This window comes from Lentzea xinjiangensis, assembly GCF_900110955.1.
In the GTDB taxonomy this organism is placed as follows: domain Bacteria; phylum Actinomycetota; class Actinomycetes; order Mycobacteriales; family Pseudonocardiaceae; genus Lentzea; species Lentzea xinjiangensis.
Genome location: NZ_FOFR01000030.1, coordinates 42379 through 56245 on the forward strand (window position 1 = coordinate 42379; position 13867 = coordinate 56245).

The 13867-nt window shown below is 70.5% G+C and carries 12 protein-coding genes and 1 pseudogene; 10 read left to right on the top strand and 3 right to left on the bottom strand.

All coding sequences use genetic code 11. The features are described 5' to 3' along the window. Nucleotides 1-136 precede the first annotated feature (136 nt). Both BMW88_RS44565 and BMW88_RS37780 read right to left on the bottom strand, forming a co-directional pair. Nucleotides 137-1491 (bottom strand): annotated as a pseudogene (locus tag BMW88_RS44565) (ATP dependent DNA ligase). Between the two features lie 14 nt (nt 1492-1505). Further along, nucleotides 1506-3083 carry a peptide deformylase gene (locus BMW88_RS37780; protein WP_089960982.1) on the bottom strand — a complete coding sequence of 526 codons (1578 nt, stop codon included), beginning with the start codon at nt 3081-3083 and terminating at the stop codon, nt 1506-1508. A gap of 133 nt (nt 3084-3216) precedes the next feature. Between BMW88_RS37780 and BMW88_RS37785 the strand changes: the two genes are divergently transcribed. From BMW88_RS37785 to BMW88_RS37810, 8 genes are all read left to right on the top strand, one after another. Beyond that, nucleotides 3217-4989: a vitamin B12-dependent ribonucleotide reductase gene (locus BMW88_RS37785; protein ID WP_089960986.1), complete on the top strand. Its 1773-nt coding sequence runs from the start codon at nt 3217-3219 to the stop codon at nt 4987-4989. Between the two features lie 21 nt (nt 4990-5010). Beyond that, the gene (fxlM, locus tag BMW88_RS37790) at nt 5011-6237 is read left to right on the top strand and encodes a methyltransferase, FxLD system (RefSeq protein ID WP_089960989.1); all 1227 of its coding nucleotides are present in this window, start codon (nt 5011-5013) and stop codon (nt 6235-6237) included. 73 nt (nt 6238-6310) lie between these two features. Continuing rightward, nucleotides 6311-6448: an FxLD family lanthipeptide gene (fxlA, locus tag BMW88_RS41440; protein WP_143116446.1), complete on the top strand. Its 138-nt coding sequence runs from the start codon at nt 6311-6313 to the stop codon at nt 6446-6448. A 72-nt stretch (nt 6449-6520) separates the two neighbouring features. Further along, nucleotides 6521-9343, top strand: coding sequence for a lantibiotic dehydratase (locus BMW88_RS37795; RefSeq protein WP_089960992.1), 2823 nt, complete (start codon nt 6521-6523; stop codon nt 9341-9343). Next, nucleotides 9340-10437, top strand: coding sequence for a lanthionine synthetase C family protein (locus BMW88_RS37800; protein ID WP_089960995.1), 1098 nt, complete (start codon nt 9340-9342; stop codon nt 10435-10437). Before BMW88_RS37795 ends, BMW88_RS37800 begins: the two co-directional genes overlap by 4 nt. After that, on the top strand, nt 10410-11330 hold the full coding sequence (locus tag BMW88_RS37805) for a thiopeptide-type bacteriocin biosynthesis protein (RefSeq protein ID WP_089960998.1): 921 nt from the start codon (nt 10410-10412) through the stop codon (nt 11328-11330). Before BMW88_RS37800 ends, BMW88_RS37805 begins: the two co-directional genes overlap by 28 nt. Before the next feature lie 214 nt (nt 11331-11544). Next, nucleotides 11545-11691 carry a hypothetical protein gene (locus tag BMW88_RS42535; protein WP_177221617.1) on the top strand — a complete coding sequence of 49 codons (147 nt, stop codon included), beginning with the start codon at nt 11545-11547 and terminating at the stop codon, nt 11689-11691. 42 nt (nt 11692-11733) lie between these two features. Beyond that, nucleotides 11734-11979: a hypothetical protein gene (locus BMW88_RS37810; protein WP_089961001.1), complete on the top strand. Its 246-nt coding sequence runs from the start codon at nt 11734-11736 to the stop codon at nt 11977-11979. 207 nt (nt 11980-12186) lie between these two features. On the opposite strand, the gene BMW88_RS37815 is transcribed toward BMW88_RS37810, so the two are convergent. Then, nucleotides 12187-12429 (bottom strand): hypothetical protein, encoded by a 243-nt coding sequence (locus BMW88_RS37815; RefSeq protein WP_143116447.1) that lies wholly within the window; start codon nt 12427-12429, stop codon nt 12187-12189. Between the two features lie 381 nt (nt 12430-12810). Between BMW88_RS37815 and BMW88_RS37820 the strand changes: the two genes are divergently transcribed. Then, a complete protein-coding gene (locus tag BMW88_RS37820) occupies nt 12811-13281 on the top strand; it encodes a hypothetical protein (RefSeq protein ID WP_143116448.1) in 471 nt (156 codons plus the stop codon). Between the two features lie 238 nt (nt 13282-13519). Beyond that, complete coding sequence (locus BMW88_RS37825; protein WP_089961013.1) at nt 13520-13819, top strand: hypothetical protein; 300 nt, start codon at nt 13520-13522, stop codon at nt 13817-13819. Nucleotides 13820-13867 lie beyond the last annotated feature (48 nt).

Below are 13867 nucleotides of genomic sequence, written 5' to 3' on the forward strand. Positions count from 1 at the left end.
CCGGGTCGCGGTGATCGGCGCGTGGGTCCTGCTCGTGCTGGCGCTCGTGACGGCGGCCGGGGTGCTCGGCACGCCGACGGACAACGACGTGAGCCTGCCGGGCACCGACGCCCAGCTCGTGCGCGACCTGACGACGTCACCGGACGCCGCCGGCTCCACCTCGGGGCTCGTCATCGTGGTGGCGCCCGACGGACAACGGCTTCTGCAGGACGCGCTGGCGGCGACGGCGGACTCGCTGCGGCGGGCCGGGCACGTGACGACGGTGAAGCCGCCCGCGAAGCAGGAGGGCTCGCTGTCCGGCGACGAGCGCACCGGCTGGTTCACCGTCGGCCTCGACGTCCGCAGGGCCGAACTCACCAAACCGATGGCGCGCGCGGTCGTCCAAGCCGCCTCGCCCGCCGCGGACGCCGGTCTGCGGGTGCTGCCCGGTGGGGGAGCGATCGAAGCGCAGGCCGCGCCATGCGGAGTGGCGGAGCTGATGGCCGCTGGTCCAGGTTCGGAATGTCACTTCGCCGACCAGTTCAGGTCGCACCCAGTTCGCGGTGCGAGCGTGCTCACGCGGCACTGGGCCGTCGAAGGGGTTGATCGAGGTGGTGAGCGCAGGCGCAGGCGCAGGCGCAGGTCTCGCAGGACCTGTCCCGACATTCCGGTTCCGACGCGGCCGACGTAGAGCAGGCGGCCCTGCTCATCGTGTGCGCCGAGCAGCAACGAGCCGAGCGTCGAGGCCCGTCCACCGCTGCCGGGTGTCCAGCCGCCGATCACCACTTCCTGGCTGTTCCACAAGGGGCACTTGATCCACGAGCGTGACCGTACGCCGGGCATGTAGGTGCTGTCGGCGCGTTTGTACATCGCACCTTCGAGGCCGTACTGGCGGGCCACCTCGAGCGGCACCGTGGGATCGGTATCGGGAAAGGCCGGTGGCACCTGCACCGCGGGGTCGATACCGGGCAGATGCAGGTCGACGAGCATCTGCCGGCGCACGAGGTAGGGCACATCGAGCAAGGACTGGCCGTCGAGGTGCAGCAGGTCGAACACGTAGTACTGCACCGGCGCCTTACTTCTGGCCCACTGTGTCGCCGGTCCACGGCGGTGCCGCCGCAGCTCGAAGTGGGGACGGCCGTCGCGGCCGACCGCGACGATCTCGCCGTCGAGCACCACGCTGTGGGAGCCGCACACCCGGCTGAGCGCTTCGAGCTCCGGGAACTGCGCGAGCAAGGGGTTGTCGTTGCGCGAGGCTGCGCAGCCCACGACGTGGGGATTCGTGATGCCGGTGATGGTGTTGCCCTCGAGGGTGCCGATCCACAAAGGACCGAGGTCGCGTTCGCGTTCGGTGCCTACGCGCAGCCAGCGGCGGGTGCCGTCACCGGTGACGGCACCCGCGACCGGTAGTGCCACCCGTAGACCCGGCCGGCCGGTGATTGTGAGGCTGAACCGCGCGGCCGCCGCGCGCAGGGTGCCGTTCAACTCCTCCCGTGACGGTGCGATGCTCACATCCTCGGTGGGGGTCAGTATTTCCAGGTGGTGCCGGTGCCGCGGTACTGCTCGACCGGGATCGGGTCGACTCCGTCGCGCATCCGATCGGTGTACAGCAGGCCGTGCAGGTGATCGACCTCGTGGCGTACGAGGCGAGCAACACCGCGGTGGAAGACGGTGATCTTCGTGTCGCCGTCGATGGTGGTGTGCTCGACGTGGATGACGTGCGTACAGGGGACCTGGCCGCGGACGTCGAAGAAGGACAGGCACCCCTCGTACTGCTCGTCGACCTCGCCGGCGGACTCGATGATGGTCGGGTTGAACAGGGTGATCGTCTCGCCGTCGGGGGTACGCACGATGGCGGCGGCTCGGTCGATGCCGATCTGGGGTGCGGCGATGCCCATGCCCTTACCGAACGTGTGCGCTTGGGCCACGCGCTCGGCCGCGGAGTGGAGTTCGGAGACCACGCGGCGGGCGTCCTCGGCCTCAGCCGGGAGATCGAAGCGGCGGGCGATGCGGCGCAGCGCGGGGTCGCTGTCCTGCACGATGCCGAGTGCGGCCATGACGTCGCGGGGCGAGGCCGCGGGTCCGCGCGAGGTGGTTCGGCTGCGGAAGTGCCATTCGAGCCGGTAACGGGCGTGCAGTGGGGGGTCCTCGCAGGACCAGGAGAAGGTGTGCCTCTCGCCGGTGTCGGTGCGGGTGATCGCGGTGGCGAACGGCATGGCCTGTGCGGTCATCGAGGTGTGCAGGCCCCAGACCGAGGTCGCGAGGTCGGCGGGGAAGTCCAGGCAGACCGACAGGGTGCGGGTGGGCAGCCGCACGGCGCGCTGGAACCAGTTGCCCCAGTGCGCTTCGCTGACGGTGTACTCGTACTCGATCCAGCACGCCTCGCCTGGGTACAGCGGAAAGTGCCCGTGCTCGCCGGCGAAGAGCAGCCACACCTCTTTGAACGCGTCGCGGTCGTGGTGAGCGGTCCAGTCCATCGGGTTGGGGCGGCCGCGGCCGTGCCAGGCGTGCAGGTTGATCTCGTCCCAGGTCAGCGGGTTCTCGCTGTAGAGCTGGTTGGACCGTTCCGGGTCACCGGGATAGCGGTCGACGGAGATGCGGATCAGGTAGCGGCTGATCGGCTCGCTGCCGTGGTTGACCAGCCGGCGGCGCTGGGTGAGGCGGTAGACGCCGTCGTCATAGCGCAGCGTCGCGTCGTCGTGGTCGACCAGCAGCCCACCGGTGCCGGACTGCTGGTCGACCAGCGGTGGTGCGGGCGGCCGGGTGCGAGCGGGACGGTGGGCCTCGAAGTCGCGGAACGCGGCGTGCAGGGCACCGCCGGCGCGCAGCGCGGCCTCGGCGTGCGCGGCGAACGCCTCGGAGGGCCGCTCGGCGCCGGAGAGCACCTTGGACACGTACGAGGGGTGGTACTCCATGGCCTTGGCCAGGGCGGCGCGGGACAAGCCGCGTACGTCGCGCCAGCGTTCGAGCTCGGCGGCGAACACGTTCACCCCACCGTCGGAGTCTCCGTTCGAGTCTGCGTCCGCGGTGGCCGGGGTGGTGCCGGCCGCCGTGACGGCGGGCTGCTCGGCCGGGGTACCGGGTCCGGTCGTGCCCGTCGTCATCGCGCCTCCATCAGAGTTCGGTGGACCGTGAGTGTGCGTGAACGCACCGTGAGTCACGTCTCAGCCTAGAGGCACACCTGCCCGGCGCGGTGTTCTGGATCTGCCCAGCATCCGATCACGGGACGAGGACGCAATGTATCGCTCGACGTTCCCCACCACCCCGCACCGCGAGGCATATCTGCGCACCGGCCGGATCATTTCCGGCGGCGAGACCGTGCAGGACATGGTGACCCGCATCGTCACCGCGCTGGAACTGGCCGATGCCCGGTTCGATCCGGCCGGAGCGGAGGCGTTCGGCGAGCGGCTCGGTTGGGCGATGGACACCGAACGGATCGTGTTCTCCCCCTCGATCATGACCAACGCCGGCCGCAGTGCGGATCGGCCGCCGGCAGCGTGCACGGTCGACCTGCGCGGCGACCTCGCCGAGGTCAAGACGATCGTGGACGGCTACCACCAGGCCGGGATGGGCACAGGGTTCCTCCTCGACGGCCTCGACGACCCGGTCGGCGTGCTGCGCTACCTCAACGACATCGCCGTGGCCAGCGCGAACTGCGGAGACGGCCTGGTCGGGAACATGGCGATCCTGTCGCTGGACCACCCGCGCGCCGAGGACTTCATCGGCTGCAAGATCGGCGCCGATGCCCGCGGCGAGGCGTGGAAGTTCACCATTGCCCTGCAGGTCACCGACGCGCAGATGCGGGCCGCGCTGAGCGCGCCTGGGCGGGAACGGCAGTTGCTGATCGCCGCGGCCGAGGCCGCGCACGCGTGCGCCGATCCGGGTCTGCTGTTCGCCGACCGGCTTGGCGACGGCAACCCGACACCGCGGGACGGTGCGTACGTCCGCACCGCTCCGTGCGCGGAGGTTGGTCTGGTGGCCGGGGAGACCTGCCAGTTCGGCTACCTCAACCTGGGCCGATTCCACACCGGCGGCGGCACCATCCCGGTCGACCTGGACGCGCTGGCCGATACGACCCGCACACTGGTCCGGGCCTTGGACGACGCGATCGCGGCCAGCCTCCAGCGCTACCCCAATCCGTTGTCCGCTCAGGTGATGGGCGTCAACCGCAAGATCGGCGTCGGCGTGTGCGGCCTGGCCGACCTGCTGCTGGCCGCCGGACTTCCGTACGACAGCGCCGAGGCCCGGCGGCTGACGCAGGAGGTCCTGGCCCTGGTCAACTACACCTCGAAACTCGCCTCCGCCGAACTCGCCCGCGACCGCGGCGCCTGCCCTGCGGTGGGCGGCGGCCGGTCGCGCTACGCGCAGCCGGCGTTCCTGCGGCGCTTCGCCGAACTCGGCACCACCACCGTGACCCGCGGCGACTGGAACGCCCTGGCCGCCCGGATCGCCCAGACCGGGCTGCTGCGCAACTCCTGCACGGTCGCTGTGCCGCCGACCGGCCGGTCCGCCCCGGTGGTCGGCGCCTCGACCGGGATCGAGCCGTTGGTGCGGCTGTCGGGCGACCAGCCCGGCCACCGGCGAGCCGCAGTCGTCGCCGCGCTGCAGCACGCCGGCCGCACCGACGTGCTCGGGTTCGTCGACACCTGCGGCCGCCTGCCCGCCGACCCCACCCTGCCCGAGCGGCTGCGGGTGCTGCTGGCCACCGCCACCCAGATCAGCCCGGCCGGGCACCTGGCCATGGCCGCCGCCGTGCAGGCCTGCGTCGACGAGCCGGTGTCCGCGACCGTCCCCCTGCCCGGCACCGCCCGTGCGATCGACGTCTACGACATCTTCGCCACCGCGTTCGAGCTCGGCTGCAAGGGCATCACGGTGTCCCGACCCGCTACTCACTCTCCGTACAACACCAGCGTCGTTTCTGTAGCGTCTGGTGCACATGCCGCGATGCCCGCGGTGCTGCGACCGCTGCCGTCAGCGTGTCCGCTGCCGCCCGCGGCAAGCCCGAACTAGCCGGAAGGCCCCGTACCGCACATGACCGCCGACATGACCACCCACGCACAACAGCTGCGTCACTGCTTGGTCGACACGCTGGCTCAAGGCCTGACCCGGCGTGGCCTCACCCTGCCCGCGGACATCGAGCGCGCTCTGCGCACCGTGCCTCGGGACAAGTTCGTGCCCGAGATCTCGCTGGAACAGGCGTACGCCGACACCGCGGTGGTGACCAAGCGACGCCAGGACGGCACGGGCATCAGCTCGGTGTCCGCGCCGAACATGATCACGGACATGCTGGTGCAGGCCCACGGCACGCGTGGCCTGGCGGGCGCACACGTGCTGGAGATCGGCAGTGGCGGCTACAACGCCGCGTTGCTGCGCGAACTGGTGGGCGAGTCCGGCAGCGTGACCACCGTCGACATCGACCCGGAGGTCACCGATCGCGCGCGCCGGTGCCTGGACGCCGCCGGCTACCGAGATGTCACGGTCATGTGCGCGGACGCCGAGTACGCCGTCGAAGACGGCCGCCGCTACGACCTGATCATCGTCACCGTCGGCGCCTGGGACATCCCACCGGCGTGGATCCGGCAGCTGACCGACAGCGGCGTCCTGGTTGTCCCGCTGCGCACCTACGGCACCACTCGATCCTGGGAGCTGCGACGCAGCGGGGACCGGCTGATCAGCCTCGGCAACATGCTCGCCGGATTCGTGCCGATGCAGGGGGCAGGCCAGCGCGAAGGCCGGAGCATTGCCCTGCACGAGCACGTCAGCCTGTGGCTCAACGAGATCGACCAGCAGGAGTTTGACGGCAGCCACCTGGACGGCGTGTTCGCGCACGAGCGCTGCGAGATTGCCAGCGGTGTGATCGTGCCCGGCGGCAGGCGTTCCGCGGACCTCGACCTGTGGCTGGCAACCCGGCTGCCGGGCTTCGCGATGATGATCTCCCAGCAGGCGGCGATCACGAGCGGGCTGGTCGGCCCGGCGTCACCGTTCGGCACTCCCGCCCTCGCGCACGGCGCGAGCCTGGCCTATCGCGGGCGGCTGCGGCCGTTGAGCGATACCGAGTTCGAGTACGTCGTCTACGGCCACGGCCCCGAGGCCGACCAGGCTGCCAGGCAGATGGCGGATCAGATCCGCGCCTGGGATACCGCAGGCCGACCGGCCCCCACGCTCCACGTGACGCCGATCGACGCACCTGATCATCAGCTCCCGGAAGGACAGGTGCTCACCAAGCGGCACAGCCGCTTGGTGTTCGCGTGGACCTGAAAGAACCGCTCTCTCCGGCGCGGCCTCGTTCAGACGAACCGACGCCAGCCCGGAACTTCGTGGAAGGAATCCCATGAGCCCCACCGATTTCACGCTGAATGTCACCCTCGTGGACGCGGGCGCGTCGCCCAGCGCGCCGACCGGTGACTGCACGGATGACAACTGCGGCTCCGGCAACACCGCCAGCGACGCCTGCGTGACCAACGGCTGATCTTCCGGCGTTCTCGATGGCCCGGTTCCGCGCGGGGACCGGGCCCGCCACGTGAAGGGGAAGGGGAACCCGATGCAGCGCTTCTACGACGTGCTGGACGCGGCGCTGATCAGAGCCACGACGATCCCGAACGAGATCGACCTTCCGCCGTGGCCGGACCTCGAGGCCGAGGACGTCACCGGCTGGACCGACTGGCTGCGGCGGCTGTGGCGCATCACCGAGTTCGCGGCCGCAGTGCACCACGCGTCACCGGTGCTGTCGGCCGCAGTGCACAAGACGCTCGATTCCCCGGGCCGTCCTGTCGCATCATCGCGCGAGCTGCGCAGGGTGGTCGACGCTGTCTCACGGTATCTGCTGCGGTGGCAGAGCCGCGCCACCCCGTACGGCCGGTTCGCCGGGGTCGCACCCGTGCGGCTTGCCGCACCGGCCGCAGTCCGGTGGGGAACAGACCACCAGGTGCGGTTGCAGCCGGACGCGCTGGCACTGCACGACCAGATCCGCGCGCTGGAAGCCCGGCTTGCGGTGCTGCGCAAGGCCAACGTCGTCACCAACAGCCTGGGGTTCGCTCGCGGGTCGCGCTGGGTCGTCCCGGCCGCGGCCACCCCGGAGACCGGGACCGGCGCATCGTTGTGCGATGTCGAAATCGAACTGACCGCACCGGTACGGCTGGCGATCGACACCGGCCGCCGCCCCGTGCCGTTCGCCGAGCTCACCGCGAGCCTCGCCGCCACCGCCCCGCAGGCCGACACCCTCGTCATCGAGACGATGCTGGCCGGGCTCGTCGCGCACAGTGTGCTGATCTCGTCGATCCGGCCCGCGATGACCACGACCGACCCCGCCGGCCACCTCGCCCGCTTCACCGCCGACGCCCCTCGTGCGACCGCGCCGCCGGCGGCTGCGCTCCGGCTCGACTGCGCGGTCTGTCTGCCGGACGCGGTGCTGCGGGAAGCCGAGTACGCAGCCTTGATCCTGGCCCGCATCGCCCCGCCGGTGAGCGGTTGGGCGGCCTATCACCAGGACTTCCTGGAGCGCTACGGTCCCCACACAGCAGTACCGGTGCGGGAGGTGGTCAGCGGATCAGGGCTCGGTTATCCCGCCGGCTACCGGGGTTCACATCGCCATGAGGCGCGCGATCTCGGCACGCGTGCTGTGACCCTGCTCACGATCGCCCAGCGCGCGGCCCTGCAGCGTCATCACGAAGTCGTCTTGGGCGACACCCTGATCACGCGTCTGACCGGCGAGCAGCGGCAACCGGTCCCGCACACCGAACTGCGATTCCACCTCGCCGCCCCGACCCCCGGAGATCTGGATCGCGGCGACTTCACCCTCTGGATCAGCGCTGCCGCCCGGCATGCCGGCGTCACCGCGGGCCGTTTTCTGCACCTGTTCGACCCGGCCGAACGCGAGCGGTTCCAGCGCGCCTATACCCACCTGCCCACGCAGCTGCCGGATGCCCTCATCGCCCAGATGTCCGTACCGCCCCTGGCGCCGCGAATGACCGCCGTCGCCCAGGTTCCCGAGATCCTCCCGGTCCTGACGTTGGGGGAGTACCGCGACACCGCCGAGCACGGCGAGGTCATCGAGGTGGACGATCTCGCGGTGGTCGCCGACGCCCACCGCATGTGGCTGGTGTCGCTGTCGCGGGACCGTCCCGTCGAACCGCTGCTGCTCAACGCAGTCGACCTGGCCGGCGGCCAGCAGCCACTGGCTCGCTTCCTCACCGAGATCTCCACCGCACGCTGCGCCCCGTGCCGCCCGGTCACCTGGGGAGCGCTGGCCCGTGACCTGCCCTTCCTGCCGCGCCTGCGACACGGACGATCGATCCTGCACCCGGCACGCTGGCGCGTGGAGGCCTCCGAGCTGCCCCCGAGCACGGCGTCGCACCGCGAGTGGCGCGCGGGCTGGGAACAGCTGCGCGGCACTTACCGCATCCCTGCACAGGTGTTCCTCGGAGCCGCCGACACCCGCGTCCGCCTGGACCTCGACGAGCCGGCGCACCTGACGCTGCTGCGCCGCCACCTCGCCCGTCACGCCACGGCGATCCTGACCGAACCCGGCGACCCCGCGGGATGGCTGCACGGACGCGCTCACGAGGTGATGCTGACGCTGGCACGCACACCGGCCGAGCAACCGACGCCGTGGCCACGGCAGCGGGTGGCCACAGCGAGCACCACCGCGCACCAGCCGGGCCGGTCACGCTGGCTCTACGCCAAGCTCTACGGCCGCGTCGACGACATCCTGCACCAGGTTCCCGCCCTCGGTGACGCCTACAGCCCGGCCTCGTGGTTCATCCGCTACCACAACCCCGCGCCTCACCTGCGGCTGCGGCTGGCCCTGCGCGACGACAACGAGTTCGCGTGCACCGCACGCCGGCTGGGCGTGTGGGCCGACCGGCTGCGCGACGCCGGCGTGCTGGCCGACTACACCCTCGACACCTACCGGCCCGAACCCCGATTCGGCACCGGCGCCACACTGGCCGCCGCCGAGGCCGTGTTCGCCGCCGACTCCCGCACTGTGCTCACCCACCTGCACCTCGACCCGGTCGCGCGCACCGCCGCCGGCATGATCGCCATCACGGCCGGATTCGCCGACAACGGCCTCACCTGGCTGCTCGAGCACGTCGACCACCACGGCCACCGACCGGCAGACCGCGTCGCGCAGCACCGCGACACCGTCATCGACACCGCCCGCCACCGCGACACCGCCCTGCAGACCGCGCTCGCTCGCTACCGCACCCTCGCCCAGGCCAACGGCCTCGACACCGACCAAGTGCTGACAGACCTGCTACACCTGCACCACGCACGCTCCATCGGCCCCGACCTCACCTCCGAGCGGTACTGCCTACGGCTGGCCCGTACCGCCGCCAAGACCATGCTGCTGCGGGACGCGTCATGAGCACCGGGCAGTCACTCAGCGGCGGCGCCGCAGGGATCGCGCTCCTGCGGCTCGAACAGGCACACACCGGCGCCGCCGGCTGGGACTCGGCGCACACCGCACTGCTGCAGGCCACCGCCGGCGCTGTGAGCAGCGCGGTGGACACCGGCCTGTTCTACGGCGCGCCGGCGCTGTCGTTCGTCCTGCACGCCGCGCGCGATCTCCCTGACCTGCGGCACGCCAGGGAGACCGTCGACACGGCGACCGCCGCGATCACCCGAACACGGCTGGCACAGGCCCACAAGCGCATCGACCGGCACCGTCGACCGGCGATCACCGAGTACGACCTCATCAGCGGACTGACCGGGCTCGGGGTCACCGCCCGCCGCAGCGGCAACCACGACCTGCTCCGCCAAATCCTCCAGTACCTCGTGCGGCTGACCGAACCGCTCGACGGCCTGCCCGGCTGGTGGACCCTGCACAGCCACCAGCGCAACAAGCCCGCGCCCGCGGGCGGCCACTCCAACCACGGCATGGCACACGGCATCACCGGACCACTGACACTGCTGGCACTCACGCACCTCGACGGCATCCACGTCACCGGCCAGACCGCCGCCATCGCCCGGATCTGCGACTGGCTCGACACCTGGGAGCAACACCACAACGGCCGCGACCGCTGGTGGCCCAAAACCATCACCCTCGCCGAACTCGACTCCGCAACCCCTCACCAGACAGGCCCGCACCAACCCTCGTGGTGCTACGGCACTCCAGGGATCACACGCGCACTGCACGCCGCGGCACGGGCAATGGACGATCACCTCCGCCAGCAGACCGCCGAGCAGGCCCTCTCCGACTGCCTCGCCGACCCGGCCCAACTCGGCCGTCTCACCGGCAGGACCCTCTGCCACGGCACCGGCGGCCTGCTGATCACCGCGCGCCGCATCGCCGCCGACGCACGCGGACACATCGACCTCACCCCGGCCCTGACGCACCATCAGCACACCCCGGCACCGGCCGACGAACCGCCCGGCTTCCTCACCGGCGCCGCCGGCGCAACCCTGGCCCATCTCGCGACCAACGTCACCTCATGGGACGCCTGCCTGCTGCTGAGCTGACCGAAAGGCCACCCGTGCAGACCACCCTCTGGACACAGCGCAACCTCACGTTCCCCGGCGCCAGCGCCGAAGAACGGGAACGCCACGCCGTCGCACACCTCTCCCAGGCCCTTACAGAACTACGCGAGCGCGGCCTGACCCTCAGGTGGTGGTTCGTCCGCAAAGGCGCCTGGCGGATCCGCTACCAACTCACGGACTCAGCCACCGACCTCCGCGAGCGCGGGCTGACCACCAGGTGGCCAGTCCGCAAGGACATCTGGCGGTTCCTCCACTCAATCACGGGCTCCGCAATCGGCTTCCTCCACGATCCGGTGCATCCCGCCCTCACCGCAGGACTCCCATGGACTCGTGACATTTACGAACCCGAGACGCATGCCTTCGGCGGCCCCGAGAGCATGGCCCTCGCCCACGAACTCTTCTGCCGGGACAGCAGCTTTCTGCTCCCTTATCTCGCCACCGATCCGGCCGACAGGCGCGAGCGATCCCTCGTTCTGTTCACCGCGCTGATGCGCGCGGCAGGCCTCGATACCAACGAGCAAGGCGACGTCTGGGCACAAGTCGCCCAGTACCGCCCCGCAGCCTCAACCGAATCGGTTGACCCGCACACGTGGGCCGCCTTCACAGCGGACGTCGGCCACCTGCTCCGAGGAACACCCCGCGCCGGCACCGTCGATCCAAACTGGCTCGTCGCGTTCACCCACACCGGCAACTCACTCAAAAGCCTTCGAGAACAGGGACTACTCACCCGCGGTATCCGGGCGATCGTCACCCTCCACGTCATCTTCGCCTGGAACCGACTCGGCCTGACGGCACCGACGCAAGCCAGCCTCGCCACCGCGGCGAAGGAAGCGATCTTCGGCGCAGCACCCGGTACCAACGCAGTGCTCACATGAACCATGCCGTCAAGATCAGATGCGATGTCGATCGCGCTCGGACCACGCGCCACAATGGACGCCCACCCGATCGGTATCCATGAAGATCGGCGGCACTTGCACTGCCTGATTGCCCGGCAGTGCGAGGTCCGACCCCGCACTGCCGAGCGGGCACTTCGAACGGATCGCCGCGGCCCTGCGTGACTTCGTCCAGGTCCGTTAGACCCTCGACTTCGTGGGTGCGCTGCCTGCCATGTGGTCGAGACGGGACATGCGCAACATCGGCATCCTCGCCGGTCTGCTCCGAGGCGAGGAGGTCTCGATGCCGCTGAGCACGATGGTCTGCCACCAGATCAGCACCGCCGAGGATGCGCAGGCCTAACTCGACCACGTCGGGACCGGCCACTACCCCCGGATCGACTTCATGCTCGAACTCATGGGCTGGTCGCTGCCCGTCGGCGAGGTGCAGATCTCCGTCGGCGAGGTGCAGATCTCCGTCGACCCGCTGTTCGTGGCCTTCTCCAGCGCCAGGATCACCAACGCCGCCGAAGTCGCGGCCGCCCTGGCTGCCGGCGATCAGCTCGTACCCGTCGACGTCAGCCCCGCTCCCGGCTCCACCGTGCTCGGGCGCCGCACACCCTTCCCCGCGGCTGACGGCAACCGCTGCTGAGAACTACGCGCACCGAACCGTCGAACAGCGGATCGCAGGGACGGTGGTGGCACGCAACTCCGCCCGCAGCCCAACGACCCGGTCGAACTGGTGGTCTGGGACTAAGAGTTCCTAACAGATAAACGGGCGTGTCGTGTAGGGGAACAGCGGTTCCAGTCGAGCCCGCAGCTCATCCGTCAAGACCGGTGCTGAGCGGCCGCGTCCACCTCAGTTCCCAGGCTGCTGCGGCATCGTCACCGGCCGGCCGTTGTAGTGACCGCCCAAGCAGGTCAGCTTGTCCGGGGCGCTCCCCGAGATGGGCACCGGGAGGCCCCCACCGACCAGGCACTGCACCACCGAGATCTCCGCCGGCTCGGGACCCGGCTGAGCCATCGCCGGGCCGGCGACGCCCACCACCGCGGCGGCCGCCAGCGCGACCGCCGCCGGAACCGTCCTCATCGTCCGTCGCATCGCGACACTCCTATCTTCGACTGCACTCCCCTGACGCACCTTGCCTACCCGGACGGATCCGGAAGACCCGCTGCATCACCCTTCCGAGCGATCGGAACTATTCCCTTCGGGAGCCGGGCTGCCACCGAGCAGCCGGAACCACACCCGTATAGCACCTGTCGATCGGCAGTCGTTTCCGCCCTGGATCGCGTGTACTGCGCGGCACCACCGGGAGCAGCGGCTCGATCCGCTGCCACAGATCGTCCGAGACGATCCACGGCGGCAACTAGGTTCCCGCCTCACCTGGCAAATCGCTCTTGTACCATGATCTGTCTCAAGTCTGCGCCACGGCCTGTCCCGGCAGGAGTGTCATTTCTTCCGGTACTGCCGCACCATGTGCTCGTGAACGAGCAACTCGTGGCGGCGCTCGCTGAGGCCGAGGAACCGTTCCGGACGCTCGTGGACGACTCAGGCTGGGTGCACGCGTCTGTGGAGGGGCTGGTGCTCGATCTCGGTCGGTGGTGGGACGCCGGCTCCGATCTTCGGCTGGATCAGCAGAGCGCGTACAGCGTCGCCGCGAGCGAGGCCGCCCGGACCGAGGGCGGCGTGTACGTCGAGGGGTACCTCTGGCGCGACGGCCAGGCGGCGCCCGCGGCGTGGTGCGGGGTCGGCGAGAAGGTCGTGTACGGGCCACGCGCCGACGCCTATCTCGGCGTGCCGCTCTCACCCCGTTTCTGCCGGCGGGTGCAGCAGCGCAACGGCACGGCGCCGGTGCTGATGAGTCGGCACCCGAACCTGTTGCCGCTGCTCACCCGCGGGCTGCCGCCGGGCGCGGTGCTGGCCGGCGGCCGCCTGGGACCGCGCCACCGGTGAAGACGACCGGCCGGCAGTCCGGCACGCAGGCCTCGGCCGCGGCCCGTTGCCGGGCAGGGTCGTAACGCTGGAGCCGCCGCGCCCGAAGGTACGAATGCCGGTCCGGGACCCCTCGTCCCAACGAACTCTTCCCGGACCGGCACTCACCAGCGGCGGCCGCGCCGAACTGCGTCACGCACCTCGGCCCGCACTTCTCGCCGACCTGCGCGATCAGCCCGCCGCCAGGACCATGACGGCCATGACAGATCGGATTCTGGGCGCGCTCGCAGACTTCCACGACATGGACGGCCAGGCCCGCAACCTCGCGGACCTGGTGCTGGAGCACCTCGGCCCGACGGCCGTCGACCACGACGTCGAGGCGATCTCCCGCGACTACCTGGACGCGGTGAACACCCGCCTGAGCGACACCGGCCTGAGCGTCGACGAGAACGGCGACGTGCTCGCGGACGGGTTCGTCGACGACGATCCGCGCGAGCTCATCGACGACGCGCTGTTCAGGGCGGACCTCCAGTCGATCTGCGAGCGGCACCGGCGCTGATCACGACGTCGGCGGCGAGGCCTTCGCTGCGGGCGGCGGGTCGGCGTG